23 protein-coding genes and 1 pseudogene are annotated in these 24,967 nt (G+C 34.2%); 11 read left to right on the forward strand and 13 right to left on the reverse strand.

The window, feature by feature from the left end:
• Positions 1–6: 6 nt before the first annotated feature.
• The 10 genes from purH to purE are packed head-to-tail and all read right to left on the reverse strand — an operon-like array spanning position 7 to position 9,977.
• Positions 7–1,485, reverse strand: a complete 1,479-nt coding sequence (gene purH, locus ACSULM_RS06105; RefSeq protein WP_436861363.1) for a bifunctional phosphoribosylaminoimidazolecarboxamide formyltransferase/IMP cyclohydrolase — start codon at positions 1,483–1,485, stop codon at positions 7–9.
• A 16-nt stretch (positions 1,486–1,501) separates the two neighbouring features.
• Positions 1,502–2,068, reverse strand: coding sequence for a phosphoribosylglycinamide formyltransferase (gene purN / locus ACSULM_RS06110; protein WP_436861364.1), 567 nt, complete (start codon positions 2,066–2,068; stop codon positions 1,502–1,504).
• 2 nt (positions 2,069–2,070) lie between these two features.
• Positions 2,071–3,099, reverse strand: a complete 1,029-nt coding sequence (gene purM, locus ACSULM_RS06115) for a phosphoribosylformylglycinamidine cyclo-ligase (RefSeq protein ID WP_436861365.1) — start codon at positions 3,097–3,099, stop codon at positions 2,071–2,073.
• Entirely contained in the window at positions 3,092–4,579 is a 1,488-nt protein-coding gene (gene purF, locus ACSULM_RS06120; protein ID WP_436861366.1) for an amidophosphoribosyltransferase, read from the reverse strand. The genes purM and purF overlap by 8 nt, the downstream gene beginning before the upstream one ends.
• Positions 4,558–6,747 carry a phosphoribosylformylglycinamidine synthase subunit PurL gene (gene purL, locus ACSULM_RS06125; RefSeq protein ID WP_436861367.1) on the reverse strand — a complete coding sequence of 730 codons (2,190 nt, stop codon included), beginning with the start codon at positions 6,745–6,747 and terminating at the stop codon, positions 4,558–4,560. The genes purF and purL overlap by 22 nt, the downstream gene beginning before the upstream one ends.
• The gene (purQ, locus tag ACSULM_RS06130) at positions 6,740–7,411 is read right to left on the reverse strand and encodes a phosphoribosylformylglycinamidine synthase I (RefSeq protein ID WP_436861368.1); all 672 of its coding nucleotides are present in this window, start codon (positions 7,409–7,411) and stop codon (positions 6,740–6,742) included. Before purQ ends, purL begins: the two co-directional genes overlap by 8 nt.
• On the reverse strand, positions 7,408–7,671 hold the full coding sequence (purS, locus tag ACSULM_RS06135) for a phosphoribosylformylglycinamidine synthase subunit PurS (protein ID WP_069994851.1): 264 nt from the start codon (positions 7,669–7,671) through the stop codon (positions 7,408–7,410). The genes purQ and purS overlap by 4 nt, the downstream gene beginning before the upstream one ends.
• Positions 7,671–8,375: a phosphoribosylaminoimidazolesuccinocarboxamide synthase gene (gene purC, locus ACSULM_RS06140; RefSeq protein WP_436861369.1), complete on the reverse strand. Its 705-nt coding sequence runs from the start codon at positions 8,373–8,375 to the stop codon at positions 7,671–7,673. The genes purS and purC overlap by 1 nt, the downstream gene beginning before the upstream one ends.
• The gene (gene purK, locus ACSULM_RS06145; RefSeq protein ID WP_436861371.1) at positions 8,375–9,508 is read right to left on the reverse strand and encodes a 5-(carboxyamino)imidazole ribonucleotide synthase; all 1,134 of its coding nucleotides are present in this window, start codon (positions 9,506–9,508) and stop codon (positions 8,375–8,377) included. The genes purC and purK overlap by 1 nt, the downstream gene beginning before the upstream one ends.
• Entirely contained in the window at positions 9,495–9,977 is a 483-nt protein-coding gene (gene purE, locus ACSULM_RS06150; protein ID WP_436861373.1) for a 5-(carboxyamino)imidazole ribonucleotide mutase, read from the reverse strand. The genes purK and purE overlap by 14 nt, the downstream gene beginning before the upstream one ends.
• A gap of 203 nt (positions 9,978–10,180) precedes the next feature.
• Between purE and folD the strand changes: the two genes are divergently transcribed.
• Positions 10,181–11,038: a bifunctional methylenetetrahydrofolate dehydrogenase/methenyltetrahydrofolate cyclohydrolase FolD gene (gene folD, locus ACSULM_RS06155; protein WP_436861374.1), complete on the forward strand. Its 858-nt coding sequence runs from the start codon at positions 10,181–10,183 to the stop codon at positions 11,036–11,038.
• A 108-nt stretch (positions 11,039–11,146) separates the two neighbouring features.
• Here the strand turns inward: folD and ACSULM_RS06160 are convergent, their stop codons facing one another.
• Entirely contained in the window at positions 11,147–12,292 is a 1,146-nt protein-coding gene (locus ACSULM_RS06160) for a globin domain-containing protein (protein ID WP_436861376.1), read from the reverse strand.
• Positions 12,293–12,535: 243 nt separating this feature from the next.
• Here ACSULM_RS06160 and ACSULM_RS06165 point away from each other — a divergent pair, with 243 nt between their 5' ends.
• From ACSULM_RS06165 to rihC, 6 genes are all read left to right on the forward strand, one after another.
• A complete protein-coding gene (locus tag ACSULM_RS06165; protein WP_436861377.1) occupies positions 12,536–12,853 on the forward strand; it encodes a DUF5011 domain-containing protein in 318 nt (105 codons plus the stop codon).
• Between the two features lie 275 nt (positions 12,854–13,128).
• A complete protein-coding gene (gene qoxA, locus ACSULM_RS06170) occupies positions 13,129–14,250 on the forward strand; it encodes a cytochrome aa3 quinol oxidase subunit II (protein ID WP_436861380.1) in 1,122 nt (373 codons plus the stop codon).
• Positions 14,250–16,238, forward strand: coding sequence for a cytochrome aa3 quinol oxidase subunit I (qoxB, locus tag ACSULM_RS06175; RefSeq protein ID WP_436861382.1), 1,989 nt, complete (start codon positions 14,250–14,252; stop codon positions 16,236–16,238). The genes qoxA and qoxB overlap by 1 nt, the downstream gene beginning before the upstream one ends.
• Positions 16,228–16,833 (forward strand): cytochrome aa3 quinol oxidase subunit III, encoded by a 606-nt coding sequence (qoxC, locus tag ACSULM_RS06180; protein WP_436853552.1) that lies wholly within the window; start codon positions 16,228–16,230, stop codon positions 16,831–16,833. The genes qoxB and qoxC overlap by 11 nt, the downstream gene beginning before the upstream one ends.
• Positions 16,830–17,120, forward strand: coding sequence for a cytochrome aa3 quinol oxidase subunit IV (gene qoxD / locus ACSULM_RS06185; RefSeq protein WP_069994871.1), 291 nt, complete (start codon positions 16,830–16,832; stop codon positions 17,118–17,120). The genes qoxC and qoxD overlap by 4 nt, the downstream gene beginning before the upstream one ends.
• Positions 17,121–17,256: 136 nt before the next feature.
• Complete coding sequence (gene rihC, locus ACSULM_RS06190; protein ID WP_436861383.1) at positions 17,257–18,165, forward strand: ribonucleoside hydrolase RihC; 909 nt, start codon at positions 17,257–17,259, stop codon at positions 18,163–18,165.
• A 111-nt stretch (positions 18,166–18,276) separates the two neighbouring features.
• Here rihC and ACSULM_RS06195 read toward each other — a convergent pair whose 3' ends face one another.
• Entirely contained in the window at positions 18,277–19,452 is a 1,176-nt protein-coding gene (locus ACSULM_RS06195; RefSeq protein ID WP_436861385.1) for a serine hydrolase domain-containing protein, read from the reverse strand.
• Positions 19,453–19,471: 19 nt separating this feature from the next.
• Positions 19,472–21,130, reverse strand: a complete 1,659-nt coding sequence (locus tag ACSULM_RS06200) for a phospho-sugar mutase (protein WP_436861387.1) — start codon at positions 21,128–21,130, stop codon at positions 19,472–19,474.
• A gap of 507 nt (positions 21,131–21,637) precedes the next feature.
• On the opposite strand from ACSULM_RS06200, the gene ACSULM_RS06205 reads away from it, so the two are divergent.
• From ACSULM_RS06205 to ACSULM_RS06220, 4 genes and pseudogenes are all read left to right on the forward strand, one after another.
• Positions 21,638–22,870: an LCP family protein gene (locus ACSULM_RS06205; protein WP_436861389.1), complete on the forward strand. Its 1,233-nt coding sequence runs from the start codon at positions 21,638–21,640 to the stop codon at positions 22,868–22,870.
• Positions 22,871–22,890: 20 nt separating this feature from the next.
• A complete protein-coding gene (locus ACSULM_RS06210; protein WP_069994878.1) occupies positions 22,891–23,361 on the forward strand; it encodes a DUF2538 family protein in 471 nt (156 codons plus the stop codon).
• 80 nt (positions 23,362–23,441) lie between these two features.
• Complete coding sequence (locus ACSULM_RS06215; protein WP_436861391.1) at positions 23,442–23,864, forward strand: GNAT family N-acetyltransferase; 423 nt, start codon at positions 23,442–23,444, stop codon at positions 23,862–23,864.
• Positions 23,865–24,098: 234 nt separating this feature from the next.
• Positions 24,099–24,967: pseudogene (locus tag ACSULM_RS06220) on the forward strand (GW dipeptide domain-containing protein); the annotation flags it as partial.

Genomic DNA, 24,967 nt, shown 5'->3' on the forward strand with positions numbered 1-24,967 from the left:
GATTTATTAATGTTTAAAATGTCTTACACCTGTAGTTACCATTGCAATACCATGCTTATTAGCCATATTAATTGAATCTTGGTCTTTAATTGAACCACCAGGTTGAATAATAGCTTTAATACCAGATTTTGCAGCTAATTCAACAGTATCATCCATCGGGAAGAAGCCGTCAGAAATCATAGCTACATTGTCAGTAATTTCAATCGCTCTATCTATTGCAATTTGTGCTGAACCTACACGATTCATTTGACCAGCACCAATACCGACTGTTTGCTTATCATTACTTAAAATGACCGCATTACTTTTCACTGATGCAACGACTTTCCATCCGAGTAACATTGCTTCCCATTGTTCATCAGTTGGCTCAACTTCAGTTACAACTGTCATATCTTCACGTGATAATTTCACATTGTCCTTATCTTGAACTAAATAACCACCGGATACTGACACAAATTCTTGTTCACTGTTATCAATTGTCATGTCAATTTCTAAAAGGCGAATGTTTTTCTTTTGGCCTAATACTTCCAAAGCAGAATCTGTAAACTTCGGTGCAATGACTACCTCAAGAAAAATGCCATGTAACGTTTCAGCTAATGATTGATCAACTGTTCTATTTAAGGCTACGATTCCACCAAAAATAGACTGACTATCTGCTTCAAAAGCATGTTTATATGCCATTTCAATATTTTCTCCAATACCGACACCACATGGATTCATATGTTTAACTGCAACAGCTGCTGGTTCTTCAAATTGTTTGACTAATGATAAAGCAGCATCTGCATCTTTAATGTTATTGTAGCTCAATTGTTTACCGTGCAACTGCTTTGCGCCTGCAAGTGTATGCTTAGCGTCAGACGTTCGTATAAAATGCGCTGATTGTTGTGGATTTTCACCATAGCGTAAACTTTCTTTATTGTCTTTAAAGAAATCAACAATGGCTGAATCGTATTGATTTGTATGTTCGAATACTTTGATCATCAATGATTTACGATATGTTTCATCCAAAGTGTCATCTTTTAATTTTTGAATAATTTCATTAAAGTCAGCCGGATGCACAACTGTAATTACATGCTTGAAGTTTTTTGCTGCTGCACGTAACATCGTTGGCCCACCGATATCGATATTTTCAATAGCATCTATTTCCGTAACATCCGGATTAGCCACTGTTTCTTTAAATGGATATAAATTAACTACAACCATATCAATCAAATCAATATGTTGTTCTTTTAATTGTGCTAAGTGCTCTGGTTTATTTCTATCCGCTAAAATACCACCATGTACAGATGGATGTAGTGTTTTAACTCTACCATCCATTATTTCTTCAAACTGGGTCAATTCTGATATTGATTTAACTGGAACACCAGCGTTTGTTAATTCACGCATTGTTCCACCTGTTGAATATAACTCATAATCAAGTTCAATTAATGATTGAGCAAATGCAACAATCCCTGTTTTATTAGATACACTTAATATTGCTTTCTTCATTATCTATTAGCACCTCTTATTGAATGATTTTTGAAATAACTTCTGGGTAAAATTCATGTTCGATTGCTTTAATACGCTCTTCAAGCAATGATTTGTTGTCGTCCGGATATATATCACATGTTCTTTGTTCAATAATTTCTCCCGTATCCATCCCACTATCTACATAGTGTACAGTTGTGCCTGTTTGAGTATCACCACTGGCTAAAGCTTGGCCAATTGCATCTTTCCCTTTGTACTTTGGCAATAATGAAGGGTGAATATTTAATATACGTCTTTGATATGCATTAAGGATATTTTCTCCGATGAGTTTCATATAGCCTGCTAAGATAATCCATTCTACCTTTTCAGCAGTTAACCATTCTATGATTTTGCGTTCATAATCTGCCTTAGAATCAAAATTCTTTAATTCATTTATATGTACATCTAAGTTGTATTTTCTAGCACGTTCAATACAATAGGCATTCACTTGATCCGTGTATAAAGCAGTAACTTCAATTTGAGGTAATAATCCTTGTTCGATTTTCGACATGATACTGTCAAAATTACTTCCTGAACCAGATGCAAAAATTGCTATTTTAGTCATTGTTATACCCCCAACAATTCAATTGGTGCATCGCCTTTAACAATGTCACCAATTTCATATGCTTGAATCTCATGAGATTTAAGCACCTCTAATGCAGTTTTAACTTGGTCACGATCAACGACTAATGTAAAACCAATACCCATGTTAAAGACATTATACATTTCATTCGTTGTGATATTACCTTGTGCTTGCAACCAATCAAATATTGCTGGCGTTGGGAATTGGGTTACATCAATTTTAGCAGTCACACCTTCTGGTAAAGCTCTTGGTATATTTTCATAAAAACCGCCACCCGTTATATGTGTCATTGCATGTATTTTTAAAGCTGATTTTACAGCTAAGACTGGTTTTACATATAAGCGTGTAGGTTCTAAAAATGCTTCAAGATAGCTCTGCTCTTGATTAAATTTATCGTCTAAATCAATGCCTGATTGTTGAATTAACTTTCTCACTAGGCTATAACCATTAGAATGTATACCACTTGACTCGAGTCCAATAATAACTTGTCCAGGTTTAACCGTTGATCCATCTATATATTCACTTTTTTCTACTGCACCAACGGCAAACCCAGCTAAATCATACTCACCTTCATGATACATTTCTCCCATTTCAGCAGTTTCTCCACCGATTAATGCTGTATTTGTCGCTTCACAGCCATCACTTACCCCTTTAACGATTTGTTCGATGACTTCTGGGACAACTTTATTTGTTGCAATATAATCTAAAAAGTAAAGTGGTTCAGCACCCGTAGTTAAAATATCGTTTACACACATTGCCACTGCGTCTACACCAATCGTGTCATGCTTTTGATGATCAATCGCTAATTTCAATTTTGTGCCTACCCCATCTGTACCTGAAACTAGTAATGGTGCTTTCATATTGAGTTGTGATAAATCGAATGTTGCACCAAATCCACCTAATCCACCTAAAACTTCTTTTCGCATTGTTCTTTGAACATGGCTAGACATACGTTCAACGGCTTCATAACCTGCATTAATATCTACCCCGGCTTGTTGGTATGCTTTAGACATTTAAATTACCCTCTCTATCAAAGTATTGTTTGTGTTGCTTTAGATATTCTTTTTGACGTTCACTTAAATGCGCTTCATAATCCGCTTCATAATCGTATAAACCAGCAGGATAATCCCCTGTAAAACTTTCAACACATAAGCCACTATATGGTGCATCCATATCAAGCCCAATAGCTTCAATTAGTCCATCTACTGTTAAATATGACAATGAATCTGCACCAATATAATCACTAATTTCTTCTGGTGATTTACTAGATGATATCAATTCGGCTGTAGTTGAAACGTCTATTCCGTAAAAACTAGGAAACATAAATTCTGGAGAAGCAATACGCACATGTACTTCATTCGCACCAGAATCTTTTAACATTTGTACAATACGTTTACTTGTCGTACCCCTAACAATAGAATCATCAACGAGCACAATATTTTTTCCATAAACAATATCTTTAACTGCTGATAATTTCACGCGAACACCTTGTTCTCTTAGCTCTTGGGTAGGTTGGATAAATGTTCTTGCCACATATTGGTTTTTAACAAGTCCCATTTCATACGGTAATCCGCTTTCTTCTGCATAACCAGATGCTGCTGATAATGATGAATTAGGCACACCGATAACCATGTCAGCATTCGCCGTAGGGCTTTCTTTTGCTAGTAATTTTCCTGATTGTTTTCTAACGGCATGTACATTTTTTCCTGCAATAGTAGAATCTGGTCTTGCAAAGTAAATGTATTCCATAGCAGAAATGGCTGTCGTCGTTTGTCTTGTGTATGATTCCACTCTTATACCTTCATCGTTAATAACGACATATTCGCCGGCATGTATATCACGTACAAATTCCGCGCCCAGTACATCAATTGCACAAGTTTCACTTGCGATGATATATGATCCGTTTTTCATTTTGCCAACGACTAATGGACGGATGGCATTTGGGTCTACTGCTCCATAGAGTGCATCTTTTGTTAATACCGCAAATGTAAATCCACCTTTGATTTTTCTTAAACTTTCTTGAAAAGCCGCTTCAAAAGTTGGTGCCTTACTTCTACGAATAAGATGCATGATGACTTCAGTATCTGAAGAAGAATGGAAAATCGAACCTTGTTGCTCTAAAGATTTTCTTAAACTTTGTGCGTTTATTAGATTGCCGTTATGACAAATTGCTACGCTCATATCATAGAAGTGGTAAAGAAATGGTTGGATGTTTTCGATACCTTTATTACCAGAAGTAGCATAACGTACATGACCAATTGCATGTTGATATGATTTGAATGTTTCCATTTGAATATCTGAAATCGCTTCTGTTAATAATCCTAGTCCACGCTCACCAATTAACGTTTCACCATCCGAACAAACGATACCTGCACCTTCTTGACCTCGATGTTGCAGACTGTGCAATCCCATATATGTTAATTGTGCAGATTCCGGATGATTCCAAATTCCAAATACACCACATTCTTCATTTAATCCGTTGCTGTCATACATTTAGGTATTGCTCCTTCCCATAAGTCAGTAAGTGTCTTAACATCACGTACGACTGTTGAATCTTGATTAGCTACCTTAAATTGACCATCATTTGTCATCTCGCCGATTTCTACTGCATCTTCTAATTGTAATGTTTGTCCTGGTTTTACTGCGACAATGTAACGACCTTGTGTTTCACTAAATAATTGTGCATTGGTCACATCAATTTCTGCTTGCAAGCCTAGTTGGTAATGTGCACTGATACGTGCTAAAGCCAATAGTAAACCGCCTTTACCAACAGTTTGTACATGTGACGCTATGCCATTACGTATAGATTGTTTAATTGCTTCACCTTTACTTACTTCATCTGACAAATCAATAGTTTCAAATTCATGATTGACTTGACTATAAAGTAATTTTTCAATTTGACTGCCACCAAAATCATCTTTCGTTGCACCAACAAGGTATAATTTATCGCCACTCGTTAAATGGAAATCATTCAAATAAGCAATATCTTCAATTAAACCAACCATTCCTACGACTGGTGTAGGGAAAATAGATGTTTCTTTTGTTTCGTTATACAGCGATACATTCCCTGATACAACTGGCGTATTCAAAACTTCACATGCTTCTGCCATACCTTTAGTTGAGTCTGCTAATTGCTGGTAAATTTCTTTTTTCTCTGGTGAACCATAATTTAGACAGTCTGTCATCGCTAACGGTGTTGCTCCTACAGAAATCAGATTTCGATATGCTTCTGCAACTACCATTTTTCCGCCTTCGTAAGGATTGTTAAATACATAGCGTGCTTCACCATCAATTGTTGATGCAATCGCCTTGTTTGTACCTTCTACACGTACCACAGAAGCTTGTAAACCTGGTTTCACGATTGTATTGGCACCTACTTGTTGATCATATTGCTCATATAAATAACGTTTAGATGCAATAGTCGGATGTTGAAGTAATTGATCAAAGACTGATTCTACATCAATATCGCTATAATCATTTTTCGTTTCATTGTAAGTCGGCGTTTCACCTTCTAGCACATATACTGGTGCTTCGTCAGATAATGGCTGTACGGGAATATCAGCAAAGACTTCATCTTCATAAGTTAATACAAAACGATCCGTATCTGTAACTTCTCCAATAACTGCACTATCTAATTCATGTTTATCAAATAAGTCTAAGAATTTTTGTTCTGTACCTTTTTCAACGACAAGCAACATACGTTCTTGAGTTTCAGACAACATCATTTCATATGGTGAGATACCTTCTTCTCTCGTTGGTACTTGCTCTAAGCGCAAATGTAGACCACTTCCACCTTTTGCTGCCATTTCTGATGATGAAGATGTCAAACCAGCAGCACCCATGTCTTGTATACCTACAAGCTCATCGAAAGTAATTGCCTCAAGCGTAGCCTCCATTAATTTTTTACCAACAAATGGATCGCCAATTTGTACAGATGGACGTTTACTTTCACTATCTTCACTTAATTCTTCTGATGCGAAAGTAGCACCATGTATCCCATCACGTCCTGTCTTCAAACCAACGTAAATCACTGAATTACCCACACCTTTTGCAGTCCCTTTTTGCACCATGTCATGATCAATAATTCCGACACACATTGCATTCACAAGTGGGTTACCATCGTATCTGTCATCAAACTCTATTTCACCAGCTGTTGTCGGTATTCCAATGCAGTTACCATAACCGCCAATACCCGCAACAACACCACGTAGTAAACGACGATTTTGTTTTTCAGTTAGTTCACCAAAACGTAAGCTATTCAATAAATTGATTGGACGTGCACCGATTGAGACAATATCTCTTATAATACCGCCAACACCGGTTGCGGCACCTTGATAAGGTTCTACTGCTGAAGGGTGATTATGTGATTCAACTTTGAATACGACTGCTTGGTTATCACCAATATCAACTACGCCAGCGCCTTCACCTGGCCCCATTAATACATGTTCACCTGAGGTTGGAAACTGAGTTAAAAATGGTTTCGAATGTTTGTATGAGCAGTGTTCACTCCACATTACTGAAAAAATGCCAATTTCTGTGAAATTAGGTTCTCTTCCCAAAATGTCACATACTTTATCATATTCTTTATCACTAAGTCCCATATCTTTATAGAGTTGCTCAATTTTAATATCTTCATTACTTGGCTCAATAAATTTAGACATTTTGTTCCCTCCAACTATTTACCATTGCTTGAAATAATTTGACGCCGCTATCTGTACCGAGAATTGTTTCAATCGCACGTTCTGGATGAGGCATCATGCCACACACATTACCTTGTTCATTGACAATACCAGCAATGTCATTGAACGAACCATTTGGATTATCAATATACTTTAAAATAATTTGATTGTTTTGTTCCAAAGTTTGATACATTTCTGGTGTACAGTAATAATGACCTTCACCATGTGCAACTGGGAACACCACATTTTCATTTTCAGAATATAGATTTGTGAAAGCTGTTTGATTGTTAACTACCTGTAATGACTCATTACGGCTTACAAACAAATGTGAATCATTATGTAGTAATGCGCCTGGCAACAAGCCAATTTCTGTTAATATTTGGAATCCATTACATACACCAAGTACTGGTTTACCTGCTTCAGCGAGCTGTTTCACAGCATCAGTTATAGGCGCAACACTTGCCATCGCACCAGAACGTAAATAATCACCAAATGAGAATCCACCAGGAATAAGCACACCATCATAACCATCTAATGTCGTATTTCTATAATCGACATATTCAGCTTCTACACCTGATTTTATCGCTGCATTATACATGTCTCTGTCACAATTTGATCCTGGAAATTTTAGTACTGCAAATTTCATTCTGCTTTCTCTCCTTCTTCCAAGACTTTATAGCTATAAGTTTCAATCACAGTATTTGCAAATAATTTTTCACTCAATGTTGTAATAACATTATGAACTGCTTCATCTGTAGCTTCTTCTACGGTCATATATAATAATTTACCAACCCTTATATCATTTACTTGCGTATATCCTAAATCATGTACAGCGCGATTTAATGCTTGACCTTGTGTATCTAATACCTGTGGTTGTAATGTGATGTGCAATTCAATAGTTTTCATTATTTATGTGCCTCCAATTTATTTAAAAATGTTTGATATACTTCAATAATTGATCCTGTATCTTCTCTATATACGTCTTTGTCAAAATTCGTATCACTATGTGCATCCCAGATACGACAAGTGTCCGGAGAAATTTCATCTGCTAGCAATATTTGTCCATCTTTCGTAAGGCCAAATTCTATCTTGAAATCTACTAACCTTAATCCCATGTCTGCCATAAGCTGTAGTAATACTCGATTCACTCCGAGAGCTGATGCTTTAAGTTCTTGTATCTCCGCTTCACTTGCTATGTGTAATAATTTAATATGATCATCCGTAATTAATGGATCATTTAAATCATCGTTTTTATAGAAAAATTCAACGAGTGGCTCATCAAACACATATCCTTTATCAAAACCTAGTCGTTTTGTAATTGAACCCGCTGCAATATTTCTAACAACTACTTCCAAAGGAATGATTTCTACCGATTCGACCAATTGTTCAGTTTCAGAGATTTGTTCAATAAAATGACTTTTCACACCATTTTCTTTTAAATAATTAAATATGTGCGAAGTGATTTGATTATTTAAGCGACCTTTACCTTCAATAAAATCTTTCTTCGCACCATTACCTGCAGTAACTTCATCTTTATATTCAACTCGAAGTACATGATCTACTTCTGTTGAAAAAATTCGCTTCGCCTTTCCTTCATATAACAATGTCATTAGAGTGCTCTCCCTTCGAATGCTTTTAGTAATGATTGCTCAGTTTGATTAACATCTTCAGTTAATACTGTTAAATGCCCCATTTTACGATTAGCTTTGCGTGTCTTTTTGCCATAAATGTGTATGTGCCAATCTGGCTTTTCTGAAAATTGGGTTTCTAATAAATCGAGATCTTTGCCTAACAAGTTCATCATAATAGCCGGTTTTAATAATTCTATTTCTTGTGGGAGTTGTTGACCTGTTATAGCTAAAATATGTGTATCGAATTGTGAATAATCACAAGCTTCTATAGAATAATGACCAGAATTGTGAGGCCTTGGCGCAATCTCATTGACGTATAAAGCACCTGATTCATCTATAAAGAATTCAACAGTAAACGTACCTATAAAGTGGACATTTGCTATTAGTTTTTGAACTTCTTTACGCGCTGCTTGCTCGATATTATCGTCAGTACGAGCTGGTACAACTGTCTTGAATAGTACTTGTTGTCTATGCTCATTTTCTTGTAGAGGGAAGTATGTTACTTGGTTATTTGTGCCAATGGTTACAGTTAAGGAGACTTCTTTATTTAATTTAAGATATTGTTCGGCTACACATTCTTCAGTTTCGATAAGTTGTTTGGCTTCATTTAAGTCCGAGGAATGCTCAATAAGTACCTGGCCTTTACCATCGTATCCGCCAAATCTTGTTTTAACGATAAATGGATAACCTATTGATGAAATTGCATCATTTAAGTCTTCTGTATTTGTAAGTTGTACGAATGGTGCAATATTGCAGTTGGATTTTTGTAAGATTTGCTTTTCGGTTAAGCGATCTTGGAGTAATTGAATTGCTTGGTATCCTTGAGGAACATTGTAATGTGAGACAAGTGTTTTTAACTGACTTGCAGAAATATTTTCAAATTCATATGTGATGACATCCGAAAGTGATCCTAGTTTATTTAAAGCCTCTTGGTCATCATAATTTGCGTTAATAAACTCATGTGCAACATTTTGACAAGGGCAAGCTTCATCAGGATCAAGGACTATTACTTTATATCCCATTTTTTGTGCTGATTGCGCCATCATTTTGCCTAATTGTCCACCACCAATAATGCCAATGGTTGAGCCGAATTTTAATTTATTTAAGCTCATGTTGCATTTCACTCACTTTCTCAATTAATGATTTTTCATAATTTTCCAAATTTTTTCGAACTGATGAATGACTAATACCAAGTATTCTAGCGGCTAACACACCTGCATTTTTCGCACCAGCTTTTCCAATTGCAGTTGTAGCTACTGGTATACCACCAGGCATTTGAACGATAGATAACAGTGAGTCTAGCCCTTTTAAACTTTTAGATTCAATTGGAACACCTATTACTGGTAATGTTGTCATTGATGCGACCATACCAGGTAAATGCGCTGCACCACCTGCACCTGCAATAATAACGTCATAACCATTAGTACTTGCTTGATTCGCGAACTCAAACATCAATTGAGGCGTACGATGTGCGGAAACTACTTTTTTATCATACGGAATTGCAAATTGTTCTAACATTGCACAACTTTCCTTCATTGTTTCCCAATCAGACGAACTACCCATGATGACTACTACTTTCAAAATGAACACCCTTTCAGAAATTTGAAATGTTACTACTTTTCGATGTATATTACAGATATAGCATAACAACTTAAAAGGTCTTTTTCAATCAAAAATCGAACTTTATTATAAAATTTTATTCTAACCTACGTCTTTTGGTTGTTAATCACCCTACTTTTTGTGCTAATGTTAAGTAAAGTACAAACTTTTAAGGAGGATTTTTCATGGTTGCAAAAATTTTAGATGGAAAACAAATTGCTAAAGATTACAGACAAGGTCTTAAAGATCAAGTTGAAGCTTTACAATCTAAGGGGTATACACCTAAATTATCGGTCATATTAGTAGGTAATGACGGTGCCAGTCAAAGTTATGTTAATTCTAAAAAGAAAGCCGCTGAAAAAATTGGTATGATTTCAGAAATTGTTCACTTAGACGAAACAACTTCTGAGGAAGAAGTACTTAACGAACTTCAACGCTTAAATGAAGATGATAGTGTGAGCGGTATCCTCGTTCAAGTGCCACTACCTAAACAAGTGAGTGAACAGAAAGTGTTGGAATCAATCAATCCGGCGAAAGATGTGGATGGATTCCATCCAGAAAATATAGGTAAACTTTATATCGATAAGCAAACTTTTGTACCATGTACACCACTTGGTATCATGGAAATTTTAAATCATGCTGATATTGATTTAGAAGGAAAAGATGCTGTTGTAATCGGTCGTAGTCATATTGTAGGACAACCTGTTTCAAAATTATTACTTCAAAAAAATGCTTCTGTAACGATACTTCACTCAAAAACGAAAGATATGCACAGTCATTTAAAAAATGCTGATGTCATCGTAAGTGCGGTTGGTCGACCAGGACTTGTCACAAAAGATGATGTTAAAGAAGGTGCAGTAGTCATTGACGTTGGTAATACACCAGATGAAAATGGCAAATTAAAAGGCGATATTGCTTATGATGAAGTAAAAGAAATTGCCGGTGCTATCACACCTGTTCCAGGCGGCGTTGGTCCAATGACAATTACAATGGTATTAAACAATACATTGTTAGCTGAAAAAATACGTAGAGGTATCGAATAATAATTTCCTAAATAATATTTATTATTCGTTTCAACAACCTAATTTTTTATTTAGAAAAAAGCACGCTTAGTCGATCGACTAAGCGTGCTTTTTCACTATAAATCTATTTTAAATGCCTACACTTAATTTAGGTATAAATGACTCAAAATGAATTTGACTAGCATCAATTTCCATTTCTTTAAATAGTGTCATGATAGACTTCAAGAAATTAACTCCGCCACATACGTATATTTCAGTTTCTGGTGTAATATATGGTTTGAGGTAGTCACTTGTAATGTACCCTTCTACACCTTTATTGTGAATAACATAACTCACATTTGAATGCTCATCAGCTATTTTTTCTAATTTTTGTGCAAATGGAATATCTGTGTTGTCAGTTACATTTTGAATGAAGTGTGCTTGTGAACCTGTTGTTGCTACCTCACGAAACATTGGTATAAGCGGTGTTACGCCAATACCCGAACCTATGAACAATTGAGGTGCAGACGCATTAGTAACTGTAAATTCCCCAACAGGAGCCGACAAATCAATATGATCTCCTATACGAAGTTCATCATGCATAATTGTAGATACTTCGCCTTCATGTGTTGTCGTAACATCTCTCTTAACAGCAAATGTAAGTGTATCTTCATCACCTTCCACAATAGAATAATGTCTTTTCGCGCGGTATGGTAATTTCGCACTTTCTATATCTACAGTAATGTATTGTCCGGATTTAAATTGACTTAAATCATATGTGTCTGATTTAATCGTAAATGCCTTGATGTCTTTGGCAATATTTTCAATATTGATAATTTCAAATGATTTAAAGCCGTCCCATGCCATTTCGCTATATATTTCTTTTTCTATATTAATAAACACTGATGCGATTTCGCCATATGCTTTTCCCCAAGTTTGTAGAATCTCATCGTCTTCTTCTAATCCTAAGACACTCTGAATTGCCGCTAAAAGATTCTCGCCTACAATATCATAACCAGATTCAGGAACTTGTAATGCGCAGTGCTTATGCGCAATTTCTTTAACTACAGGTAAAATACGCGTTAAATCTTCAATATTCATCGCTGCTGCTAATACACTTTGTGCAAGTGCCGTTGATTGTAACCCTTTTTTCTGATTCGTTTGATTAAACATATTTCTTAATTCTGGATGTTGTGTAAACATTCTATTATAGAAAAATGATGTAATTTCTACACCTCTTTCCTGTAATACAGGTACAGTTTCTTTAATGATTGTCTTTTCTTGTTCATTCAACATAGTATACACTCCCATTTATTAATCAAATTCTTACTCCATTTTTATCTTATTATAAAGTGTGTTAATTCTAAATAGTTTTGTGATACAATTCACAAAATGTTCATTTTACTAAATTTTAACTGAAAATTACAATTAAGTTTAAAGTAATACGTTATATTAAGACTATAGTATGATGAAATCTTGACTAAAATAAAGTATAGTAAGATTAAATAAATTTAAGTCTCTATGCGGAGGTTACAATTAATGAACAAATTAATCCAATCTTTATCAGCAATTGGTGTTTCTGCTACACTTGTTTCACCTAACCTTAGTGCAGAAGCAACTGATAATTCAATACCAGAACTTAAAGGTGTAAATGATGCCGTGATAGAAAAAGGAAATGATTATAATCTTCTAAATGGTGTGCACGCATACGATAAAGAAGATGGAGATTTAACACATAAGATCACCGTAGATGGTAAGATTGATACTGAAAAAGCCGGAAAATATAAGATTGAATATACGGTTGAAGATTCAGACGGTGCTTCTAATAAATCGATTCGTTATATTGAAGTAAAATAACACCATCAATTTGAATACATAGGTTGAAATAAACTTTAATTGATAAGCATTGTCACTATTATTATAGCCAAATTTACCCTTTCGTCTTAAATATGACACTTTTCACAAAATGTACACATAATTTTAACAAATCTTTGAATGCCCACCAGACCTTGAGTTTGTTGGGTTTCTTTTATTTTTATAATAATTTTTTTCGCACAAACACTTGTAAATATTGCGTAATATCTTAAAATTAATGGTAAGCCCTACATTTGTAGTATTAGGAGGTCAAAAAAGTGTCAAAATTTAAGTCTTTGCTTCTACTGTTTGGCTCACTAATTTTGCTTAGTGGTTGTTCTAATGTAGAAGTTTTAAACCCAAAAGGGCCGATGGCAAGTGATTCGAAGTTCTTGATTATTTATTCAATCATCTTCATGCTTGTTATTATTGCCGCTGTGCTTATCTTATTCTCTGTTTTCCTATTTAAATATAGATTAAAAAACACGGAAGAATCTGGTAAGATGCACCACAATTCTTTAATGGAAACAATTTGGTTTATCATTCCTGTAATAATTGTAATTGCATTAGCTATTCCAACGGTTAATTCACTTTACCATTATGAGGAGAAACCACAGAAAGAAGACGATCCACTTGTTGTTTACGCTACAAGTGCTGGTTATAAGTGGTTCTTTAGTTATCCTGAAGAAAAAATCGAAACAGTTAACCACTTAACTATTCCGAAAGATCGCCCAGTTGTCTTCAAACTCCAATCAATGGATATGATGACAAGTTTCTGGATTCCACAATTAGGTGGTCAGAAATATGCGATGACAGGTATGACAATGGACTGGACATTAACAGCTAATGAAGAAGGAACATTTAGAGGACGTAACTCTAACTTCAATGGTGAAGGCTTCTATCGTCAAACTTTTGACGTAAATTCTGTAAGCCAAAGTAAATTTGAAGATTGGGTAAAAGATGCTAAAAGTAAGAAAGTATTAGATCAAGATACTTTTGACAAGCAACTTTTACCAACTACTGAAAATAAAAACTTAACTTTCAGTGGTACGCATTTAGCATTTGTTGATCCTGCAGCAGATCCTGAGTATATCTTCTATGCTTATGATCGCTTCAATTACGTGCAAAAAGATCCTAACTTTAACTCGGAAGAAGAACTTACTAAAGACGTGTTAGATAAACCGGATAAACCAGCACGTAAACCGCAAATCACAAATGCTAACTACGAACGTCATGGTATGAAAGCCATGATTCTAGGTAATGACAAGCCATATGATAATGAATTCAAGAAAGATGAATCACATAATATGGATGAAATGGAAAAAATCTCTGAAGGTGCAAAAGATGAAAAAGCATCTAAAATTGAGAAAAAAGACCATGAAAATGGAGGTGGACATTAATGAATTTTCCATGGGATCAATTACTCGTACAAGGTAACTGGATGATTACAATGGCACAAATCGGTGCCCCATTCCTAGTTATTGGTATAATCGCAGTAATTAGCTACTTTAAATTGTGGAAATATCTATACAGAGAATGGTTCACATCTATTGACCATAAAAAAATCGGTGCAATGTACCTAATCTGTGCTGTATTAATGTTCATTCGTGGTGGTATAGATGCATTAATGATTCGTACACAATTGACGATTCCAGATAATACATTCTTAGAATCAAACCACTACAATGAAGTATTTAGTACGCATGGTGTTATCATGATTATCTTTATGGCAATGCCTTTCATATTTGGTCTATGGAACATCGTTGTACCATTACAAATTGGTGCACGTGATGTTGCATTCCCTGTATTAAATAACGTGAGTTTCTGGTTATTCTTCGCAGGTATGATTTTATTCAACCTGTCATTTATCGTAGGAGGTTCACCAGCTGCTGGTTGGACAAACTATGCACCACTTGCAGGTGAATTCAGTCCTGGACCAGGTGTTAACTATTACTTAATTGCCATACAGATTTCCGGTATTGGTACTTTAATGACTGGTATTAACTTCTTTGTAACTATACTTAGATGTAAAACACCAACAATGAAATTTATGGAAATGCCAATGTTTACGGTTACAACATTTATCACAACATTAATCGTAATCTTAGCTTTCCCAGTATTAACAGTTGCATTAGCACTATTTACAACTGATAGAATCTTTGACACTGCATTCTTCACAGTTGCTAATGGTGGTATGCCAATGCTATGGGCTAACTTCTTCTGGGTATGGGGGCACCCTGAAGTGTATATCGTTATCTTGCCTGCATTTGGTATTTATTCTGAAATTATTCCGACATTTGCACGTAAACGTCTATTCGGTCATCAAAGCATGGTCTGGGCGACTGCAGGTATCGCATTCTTAAGTTTCTTAGTTTGGGTTCACCATTTCTTCACAATGGGTAATGGTGCGTTAATTAACTCATTCTTCTCTATTACAACAATGCTGATTGGTATTCCAACCGGTGTTAAATTATTCAACTGGTTATTCACTTTATACCAAGGTAGAATCAGTTTTGAATCGCCAATGCTATTCTCATTAGCATTTATCCCTAACTTCCTTTTAGGTGGAGTTACAGGTGTAATGCTTGCAATGGCTGCAGCAGATTATCAGTACCATAATACTTATTTCTTAGTGGCACATTTCCACTACACGTTAGTTACTGGTGTTGTATTTGCCTGTCTTGGAGGTTTAATTTACTGGTGGCCTAAGATGACTGGCTTTAAACTTAATGAAACATTAAATAAATGGTGTTTCTGGTTCTTCATGATTGGGTTTAACGTTTGTTTCTTACCACAATTCGTACTTGGTTTAGATGGAATGCCTCGTCGTTTATACACTTATATGCCAGAAGACGGTTGGTGGTTACTAAATGTAATCTCTACTATCGGAGCATTAATGATGGCATTAGGCTTCATGTTCTTAGTGGCTAGTATCGTATACAGCTTCTTCAAAGCACCACGCGAAGCTACTGGCGACAACTGGGATGGCTTAGGTCGTACTTTAGAATGGGCAACTGCTTCAGCAATGCCTCCTAAATATAACTTTGCCATTACACCAGACTGGAATGACTATGATACATTCGTCAACATGAAAGAACATGGTCGTCACTACTTAGATAATCATAATTATAGTGATATCCATATGCCGAATAATACGCCAGTTGGTTTCTGGATGGGAATTCTATTCACTATCGGTGGATTCTTCATTATCTTCGAATCCATTATACCTGCTGTATTATGCTTGGTTGGTATCTTTATTACAATGATTTACCGCAGTTTCCAAGTCGACCATGGTTATCATATACCAGCGTCAGAAGTTGCTGAAACTGAAAAACGTTTACGTGATGCACGTATAAAAGAAAGGGAGGCTGTAAGTCATGAGTCATGATGCAAACACAATTGATCAACGTTCGCATGAAGGTGAGTTAAATAAACTTGGCTTTTGGATATTCCTTACAGCAGAATTCTCATTATTTGGTACGTTATTTGCTACCCTATTAACGCTACAACACGGTGGCGATTATGCTGGTAAAATGACAACTGAATTATTTGAATTACCACTTATTTTAATTATGACATTTGCATTATTAATTAGTTCTTATACATGTGGTATCGCAATTTACTACATGAGAAAAGAAAAAGAAAAATTAATGATGATTTGGATGATTATCACTGTATTACTTGGTATGGTGTTCGTAGGCTTTGAAATTTATGAGTTTACACACTATGTACACGAAGGTGTTAATCCAACTATTGGTTCTTATTGGTCTAGTTTCTTCATTCTTTTAGGAACACATGGTGCCCACGTGTCACTTGGTATTGTTTGGATTATCTGTTTATTAATTCAAATTGCAATGCGTGGATTAAATAAAGATAACGCTCCTAAATTATTTATAGTAAGTTTATACTGGCACTTTTTAGATGTTGTATGGATCTTCATCTTCACTGCCGTATATATGATAGGGATGGTGTTTAGCGGATGAATACAATTGTAAAACATACTGTAGGTTTTATTGCCTCAATCGTTCTGACAATATTAGCAGTATTCGTAACCTTATACACATCTATGGCTCTTAATGCTAAGATTACCATCATCTTCGGTTTTGCTTTTATTCAAGCGGCAGTTCAATTATTAATGTTCATGCATTTAACTGAAGGTAAAGACGGAAATGTACAAGGGTTTAAAGTTATATTTGCGATTATCATTACTTTAATTACTGTTATCGGTACTTATTGGGTAATGCAAGGTGGACATTCTCATCACTTATAACTTATAAAAAAGACTTCTCTTCGGAGAGGTCTTTTTTTTGAATCTGCCTCCCCTTATCCCTCGTCCAACATTTTTGTCGTAAAAAAAGTTACACTATAAGTAAATACAATATATTTTTTAGGAGGTTATTTTGTTTATGAGACAACCTATTATTATAGATACAGATCCTGGTATAGATGATGCAGCTGCAATAAGCATCGCACTCAATCATCCTAACTTTGATTTACGCATGATTACTACTGTGAATGGTAATGTTGGTATTGAAAAAACAACTGCAAATGCATTAAAGCTTAAGCACTTTTTCAATAGTGATGTACCTGTACATAGAGGTGCTTTTCAACCTCTCGTTAATGCTATTCAAGATGCTAGTGCTGTACATGGTGAATCGGGTATGGATGGTTATCCATTTCCAGAGGTCAACGCTAACGACTTAGCATCTACACACGCAGTTGAAGCAATGCGCAAAGCATTACAATCATCTGATGAACCAATTACAATTATCCCAATAGGTCCTTTAACCAATATCGCCCTATTACTATCAACCTATCCAGAGGTGAAGGACTATATTAAAGAAATTGTATTAATGGGCGGTTCTGCTGGTCGTGGTAACATCACACCTTTAGCAGAATTCAATATCTATTGTGACGCTGAAGCAGCACAAATTGTGTTTAATTCAGGGTTACCCATTACGATGGTAGGTCTTGATGTGGCAAGAAGTTCTACACTTAGTCATGAATCCATCGATGCGTTACAAACTTTAAACAAAACTGGTGATATGTTACATCAAATTTTCAAACATTATAAAGGTGACGATTTTGAAAAAGGCATTAATGTTTATGATGCATATACGATACTTTACTTACTCCATCCAGAAAAATTCAATGTACAGGAAGCCGAAGTACAAATCGAAACAACTGGAATATTAACAAAAGGTGCCACAGTTACTGATTTTAATACACATTTTCCAAACTGTACTGTTGTAATGTCAGTGGACCCAAATGATTTTAAAACAATGTTCATGAATGCATTACAGTATTGTGATTGAACTACTTTCTACAAATTTCTATATTCATATAGAAGAACACGCCTATGTCCTGATAATCATAATAGTGAACTATGATTATCGGTATAGACGTGTTCTTTTTAATGGTGTACTTTAATATTTTTGACCTACATTATTATAAAGTCCACCTTGTTTTAATATTTGATAATAAATATGCTTTATTTTCTTTTCATTATTTATACTACTATTTTCATAATTAGTACCTAAAACAACAATATATTTATCATTAAAATATGAAGTAAATACTTGTCCAAAAAAGCCACCATTTATTCTATTTTTATCACCAAACGAATAGAATCCATATCGATATGGTTGTGGATACAGTTTTGTTAAACTCTCATGTATCAGTGGGTTAGTAATTTCATTACTAAATATTTTATTTTGTTGTAAACTCAATATCAGTTTCCCCATATCACTTGGAGCCATATAAAGATTTCCAGCACCATAGTATTGTTCTAAAACATTAGGTACTTGTTTAACAGGATTACCTAGCACATTATCTTTTTTATATCCATCTGCCATGTAGCTTTGGAATTTTGCATTATCGAAAAATGCAGTAAAATCAAGGTGCTGTGGTCGTGCAATTCTCTTATTAAAATTTTCTACATATGATTTGTTTGTTACCGCTTCAATCACAGAGGATAATACTAAATAGTTCGCATCATTATATCTATTTTTATTGTAGAATTTATTCTCAATACCTTTATGTTGTATTGCATGTACAGCTTCATTTAAATTTTTATAATTAGGCGAAGCCTTATATTTATATAATCCACTTTTGTGTAGCATCAACTGATTTAAAGTAATCGGTTTTTTTGTTTTAAACCATGGTAAATACTTTTCAACCGGATCATTCATATTAATTTTTTTCTCATTGACTAACTGCTTTAACATTAATCCAGTTGTAAATTTTTGAGCAGAGCCAATTAAATATAAAGTATCCGCACGATTTTCCTTATTTTCTTCAAAATTTTGAATTCCATACCCTTTATTCAATTTTAGCTTGCCATTTACAAAAACGGCAGCTGTACCATTAAACTCAACTTGCTTTAAATAGTTGTTAATCGCTTCAATTTCAGGATCCTTTTGGTCAACAATTGTGTTCAAGTGTTTCCCATGACTTTCATTATTATGTTTCGTTGTTTGGTCTTGCGATGAAGCTATATCTTGTTCAAATGGTCGGTAATGTTTGTATATGATTACAATTGTGAGCAGTAGAAAGCAAATGCTTAAAATAATTAATAATTTTTTATGTGTTTTTCTTGTCATCATGGTGCCTCTGATTATTTTAATTTATATTTTGGATATAATCTTTTTCAAATTGACTTGTAATAGCGTCTATATTTTCTACATTTAATGAAAAATATAACTTAATTTTAGGTTCTGTACCTGATGGTCGTAACGCAATAAAACCTTCATTAAAGATAAATCTTATTAAATTTGTTTTTGGCAATGTCAATGTATCAGTTGAGCCATTTTTAATATTTCTAACTTCACCTGTATCATAATCTTCAATACTCAATACTTCCATACCACATACAGAAAATACTTCTTGATTTCTAAATTGTGACATAATATTAGTTATTTTCTGAACGCCTTGTTCCCCTTTAAATGTAGGTGCAAGTGTTCTATCTTTGAAATTACCAATATTATTATAAATATCTTCGATTGTATCTTTAAATGTTAAGCCATTTTTAGTTAACAAATTTTTATATTTTATTAATAAAGGCACCATCTGAATCGCATCTTTATCTCTAGATATAGGTTTTGCTAAATATCCGTGACTTTCTTCAAATGCTAATAATAACTGTTGTTGTGGCTGATGTTGTTTTTGCTCCAATAAATCAGAAATAAATTTAAATCCAGTAAGCACGTTATGTACTTCTACATTTAATGATAGTGCTAATCTTTCAGCTAGTTCACTTGTTACTATGGATTTAACAATATATTGAGGTCTAGTATCGTCCGCTAATTCTTGGAATCGTAATTTCATTAATAGTAAGCCGATTTCATTACCATTAAAATATCTAAATTGTTGCTTGCCATAGCGTTCAACAAATCCTAATCTATCGGCGTCTGGATCAGTAGCAATCACCAATTGCGCATCTGTTTCATCCGCTAGGTCTTTTCCAAGTTGGAATACTGCTTCATCTTCTGGATTAGCAACAGCAACTGTTGGAAAGTTTCCATCTGGAGTAGATTGTGCCTCTTCAATCACGAAATTATGATAGTTCATTTCTGTTAATATCTCAGATAATAGCGGTAAACTTGTGCCATGTAAGCTCGTAAGTACGACTTTGGCTTCACTTTCATCAATATTTCCCACAAGTGCTTTAACTTCATTTTTATAACTTGCAGTGACTTCATCTGCAATATATTGTATTTTTTGTTGATCAACAAATCTTTCAAAATCACCTTTTTCAATGGCTAAAGGCGCATCAATTGCATTAATATAATTACTTAATATATCGGAAGCTTCTGGTAATAACTGACCGCCTTCTTGGTTATATATTTTGATACCATTATAATTTTTGGGATTATGACTTGCAGTAATCATGACCCCTGCTTCAGCGTTCAAATGTCTGACAGCAAAAGATAATTCTGGCGTTGACTTATAATCATTTGAAAGAATTGCTGTTATACCATTATTTGCCAATACACTAGCCATTTCTCTAGAAAATGATTTTGATAAAAATCTAGTATCAAAATGTATAATAACTTTGGCTTCATCGTACTTGCTATTCAAATATTGTGCTAAACCAAGTGCAACTTTACGTACTGTAAAAGCATTCAATCTCCCTGGACCTAATCCAAATGTACTTCTTATACCTGCCGTTCCAAATGACAACTCACTTTCAAACCCCTCATTTTGTTCTGCTTCCGTTTGTTGTTCATAAAATGATTTCACTAAACTTTCATCTATCTTTTCTAACCATGCTGACTTCATACCTATAAATCCTCCTTCTATCATTAAAGCTATGACGTGTAACATCTATAACTTTCAATTGTAACGCTATATAATAACAACTCTATATTTAATCACCATTTCGCATAACATACTTGCTTTGTTAGATGATATTCACAATGCTTATTATATCCTATGTCCATAGATAAATCATTTGTTATCAAATGACATTATTGTAATATATTTTATCATTCATATTACTTTCTTTATCATTGTCTAAAAAGCATATGTTATACAAATCCCCCTATTTCTCAACTTTTAATGTCGTAAATATCATACCTTCATCAACCCACGTTATTCTTTAGTTAGTTTGTATTATTTAAAATGATTGATTTTCAAAATAATTATATTCATAGTTGATATTTTTTAATGATAGTAATAAAATTATTAGTTATAGTACATTTTCTCCTTTACAAAAAATTTACAAAGTTATAATTAACTAAAAATATAGGCACATGTACAAAATTTGATATATTGGGAGCTTCACTTATGAATAAATTTTTAAAATATTTTTTAATATTTCTATCTTTAATTCTAGTAGTTGTTCCAGTCATTTTTGCTGTTATCTTACTAAAATCGTCCCAAGGTGCTTTTGAACATTCATTTAATAATGATGACTCATCGAGAAAATCCAATATTCGTGAATCAAAAGTTGATCCTTCTAAAGATCCTATTTCCATTCTGTTTTTGGGAATTGACGACAATAGCGGACGTGAGAAAAATGGGCAAACTGCTGAACACTCTAGATCTGACGCAATGATTCTTTCTACTTTTAACGCCGATAAAGCACAAATTAGAATGCTAAGCATTCCACGTGATACAATTAGTTACGTACCTAAAGTAGGTTATTATGATAAAATCACACATGCACATGCATATGGTGGACCTACTGCTTCTATGGATTCTGTAGAGGCAACATTAAATGTTCCAGTTGATTACTATGTACGTATTAATATGGAAGCATTTGTTGATGCCGTCAATGAACTTGGTGGTATTGAATACGATGTCCCGTATGACATCAGTGAACCAAACACTAATGACACTGGTAAAATAAAAGTTAAAAAAGGTTATCAAAAACTAAATGGTGATGAAGCGTTAGCAGTTGCTCGAACGCGCCATCATGACTCTGATTTAAAACGTGGTCAAAGACAAATGGATTTGATTAAGAAATTATTTACTAAAGCACAAAGCGCTGATTCATTCAGCAAATTAGATGATGTTATAGAAATTGTTGGTAAAAACGCTAAACATAATTTGAGTTATAAAGAAGTTAAAGCACTTGCTACTTCATATTTAAAAGATGATATCGACATTAAAACAACACAACTTGAAGGCGATGACGATTATCTAAATGGTATCTACTATTACAACCCTGATATTAAAAATATTAAAGCTACCTCAAATTTATTGAGAAATGATTTAGATTTACCTAAAATAAAAGATAAGGATGATTTCCTGAATCAACGTGTAATTGACTTTTATGGTACACTCGTACCACAAACCGAATTAGATAGTAGTCTTTTAAGAAAACAACAAAAAGATAGCTCATCTAATGATTCAGATGAAACACAATCATCAGAAGACAGTAATAATGAAAATCAAACTGATGACACTACAACTTATGATGATAATCAACAACAAAATCCAAATGATTATTCAAATGAACAATATGATGCCAACCAGCAACAAAATACTCAAGAAGCACCTACTAATTTATATTAATTTTGAGAGGAGTGCATAATATGTCACGTAAAACATATGAAAAACTTGCTCACGTAAATAGCATGTTTAATGTTTTAGAACAACAATTAATCCACAGTAAAGATATGGCCCTATTTAGAAATGAATTTTTCTATGTTAATCATGAACATCGTGAAAACTATGAAGCATTGCGAATTTACTACAAAGACAGTGATATAAATCCTGTTGTCGATGGTGCATGTTATATTGTCGCACTTCCAGAAATATTTGAAAAAGTTGATGTTTTTGAATCCGAATTACCTTTCACTTGGGTATATGATCAAAATGGTATCACTGATACGATGAAACAAATTAGCGTTCCAATTCAATATCTCATAGCTGCTGCTCTAGAAGTTACAGATGTCAATTTGTTTAAGCCCTCAGGTTACACTATGGGCATGAACAATTGGAACATTGCCCAAATGCGTATTTTTTGGCAATATACTGCAATAGTTAGAAAAGAAGCTCAATAATTTTTAATAATTTAACTGCCCTATCACTACATTTTGTGATAGGGTATTTTTAATATCTATAATCAGAAAAGAGGAATTTTATGTTTAAAATTGTTTCGACACCAGCGATGTTAGAAGATGCATATCATATTCGTAAATGTGTCTTTGTTCAAGAACAAGGTGTACCTTTAGAAAATGAAATTGATCAGTATGAATCCATAGCAACACATGTGATTGGTTATGATCAAAATAAAACCCCTTTCGCGACGGGTAGATTTCGTCCGATCAATAATGGCGTTAAAATTGAACGTATTGCTATTATGCCTACTCATAGAAAATCAGGTTATGGTAAGTTACTCATGCAGTTTTTAGAAGAAGTCGCAAAATCACATGGACATTCGAATTTAATGTTAAATGCACAATGCCATGCCCAATACTTTTACGAAGGGCTTGGATATAAGCCTGTTGGTAGTGTATTTTTAGAAGAAAACATTGAACATATTGCTATGTCAAAAATGATATAAAACCAAAATCCAAAATATTACAGTCAATCTTCATTTATTTTTTGTAACATTTCGAAATATATCAAATTTGCTTATTTTTAAAAATAAGCGTCACAACGCTTTAAAATGGATTATTTGTCAATTTCGACACAAATTTTAGATTAATATTAGATTACAAATCGGTAAAAAGTAGTTAACTCATTCTTTAGTCGTATTATAATGAGATTAAATATATAAAGGTAAAGGGGCAGTTTAATGGCTAAGAAAAAGAACACTTATAAGGTACCTTCAATTGTAGCACTTACGTTAGCAGGTACAGCTTTGACTACTCATCATGCTCAAGCAGCAAGTAATACTCAAGATCAAACGTCAAACAAAAATGTTTTAAATGATGAGAAAGCACTTAATCAAAGTGAAGAAATCAAATCTGAAATAAGCAATCCAACTACAAATATTTCAGGAACACAAACATACCAAGACCCTACACAAGTTAAAGAAGTATCTAGTGACAACACTACAAATTATGATGCTCATTTAGATGGATTAAATGACCAAACTTCTGAACAAACATCAAACCAAGATACATATAATCAAGACGAACATGTTCAAGAAGAAAATACAGACACTACACAAGAAAATGATGTTGTTGAGGAGCAAGAAACTTCTAACAATCTCACACAAGAACAAGATGTCACTAAATCTGAAGATACTTCTTCTAATGATTCAACTGACGTGAAGGCTCAAGATGATGTTGCTTCTGATGTTGCAGAATCTAATTCAACTTCTGAACAAACAACAACTACTTCTGAGCAACAACAAGATACAGCTAAATCTGAAGATACTTCTTCTAATGATTCAACTGACGTGAAGGCTCAAGATGCTGTTGCTTCTGATGTTGCAGAATCTAATTCAACTTCTGAACAAACAACAACTACTTCTGAGCAACAACAAGATACAGCTATATCTGAAGATACTTCTTCTAATGATTCAACTGACGTAAAAGCTCAAGATGCTGTTGCTTCTGATGTTGAAAAATCTAATTCAACTTCTGAACAAACAACAACTACTTCTGAGCAACAACAAGATACAGCTAAATCTGAAGATACTTCTTCTAATGATTCAAC

Source organism: Staphylococcus caeli (assembly GCF_051413795.1).
GTDB lineage: Bacteria > Bacillota > Bacilli > Staphylococcales > Staphylococcaceae > Staphylococcus > Staphylococcus caeli_A.

Coding starts and splice junctions, on each gene's coding strand:
- purS (WP_069994851.1), bottom strand. CDS start 7,671: ATGAAAACTATTGAATTGCACATCACATTACAACCACAGGTATTAGAT.
- ACSULM_RS06215 (WP_436861391.1), top strand. CDS start 23,442: ATGTTTAAAATTGTTTCGACACCAGCGATGTTAGAAGATGCATATCAT.
- purH (WP_436861363.1), bottom strand. CDS start 1,485: ATGAAGAAAGCAATATTAAGTGTATCTAATAAAACAGGGATTGTTGCA.
- ACSULM_RS06205 (WP_436861389.1), top strand. CDS start 21,638: ATGAATAAATTTTTAAAATATTTTTTAATATTTCTATCTTTAATTCTA.
- purQ (WP_436861368.1), bottom strand. CDS start 7,411: ATGAAATTTGCAGTACTAAAATTTCCAGGATCAAATTGTGACAGAGAC.
- rihC (WP_436861383.1), top strand. CDS start 17,257: ATGAGACAACCTATTATTATAGATACAGATCCTGGTATAGATGATGCA.
- qoxB (WP_436861382.1), top strand. CDS start 14,250: ATGAATTTTCCATGGGATCAATTACTCGTACAAGGTAACTGGATGATT.
- qoxD (WP_069994871.1), top strand. CDS start 16,830: ATGAATACAATTGTAAAACATACTGTAGGTTTTATTGCCTCAATCGTT.
- ACSULM_RS06165 (WP_436861377.1), top strand. CDS start 12,536: ATGAACAAATTAATCCAATCTTTATCAGCAATTGGTGTTTCTGCTACA.
- ACSULM_RS06210 (WP_069994878.1), top strand. CDS start 22,891: ATGTCACGTAAAACATATGAAAAACTTGCTCACGTAAATAGCATGTTT.
- folD (WP_436861374.1), top strand. CDS start 10,181: ATGGTTGCAAAAATTTTAGATGGAAAACAAATTGCTAAAGATTACAGA.
- ACSULM_RS06195 (WP_436861385.1), bottom strand. CDS start 19,452: ATGACAAGAAAAACACATAAAAAATTATTAATTATTTTAAGCATTTGC.
- qoxC (WP_436853552.1), top strand. CDS start 16,228: ATGAGTCATGATGCAAACACAATTGATCAACGTTCGCATGAAGGTGAG.
- purK (WP_436861371.1), bottom strand. CDS start 9,508: ATGAGCTTAAATAAATTAAAATTCGGCTCAACCATTGGCATTATTGGT.
- ACSULM_RS06200 (WP_436861387.1), bottom strand. CDS start 21,130: ATGAAGTCAGCATGGTTAGAAAAGATAGATGAAAGTTTAGTGAAATCA.
- ACSULM_RS06160 (WP_436861376.1), bottom strand. CDS start 12,292: ATGTTGAATGAACAAGAAAAGACAATCATTAAAGAAACTGTACCTGTA.
- purN (WP_436861364.1), bottom strand. CDS start 2,068: ATGACTAAAATAGCAATTTTTGCATCTGGTTCAGGAAGTAATTTTGAC.
- purL (WP_436861367.1), bottom strand. CDS start 6,747: ATGTCTAAATTTATTGAGCCAAGTAATGAAGATATTAAAATTGAGCAA.
- purF (WP_436861366.1), bottom strand. CDS start 4,579: ATGTATGACAGCAACGGATTAAATGAAGAATGTGGTGTATTTGGAATT.
- purC (WP_436861369.1), bottom strand. CDS start 8,375: ATGACATTGTTATATGAAGGAAAGGCGAAGCGAATTTTTTCAACAGAA.
- purM (WP_436861365.1), bottom strand. CDS start 3,099: ATGTCTAAAGCATACCAACAAGCCGGGGTAGATATTAATGCAGGTTAT.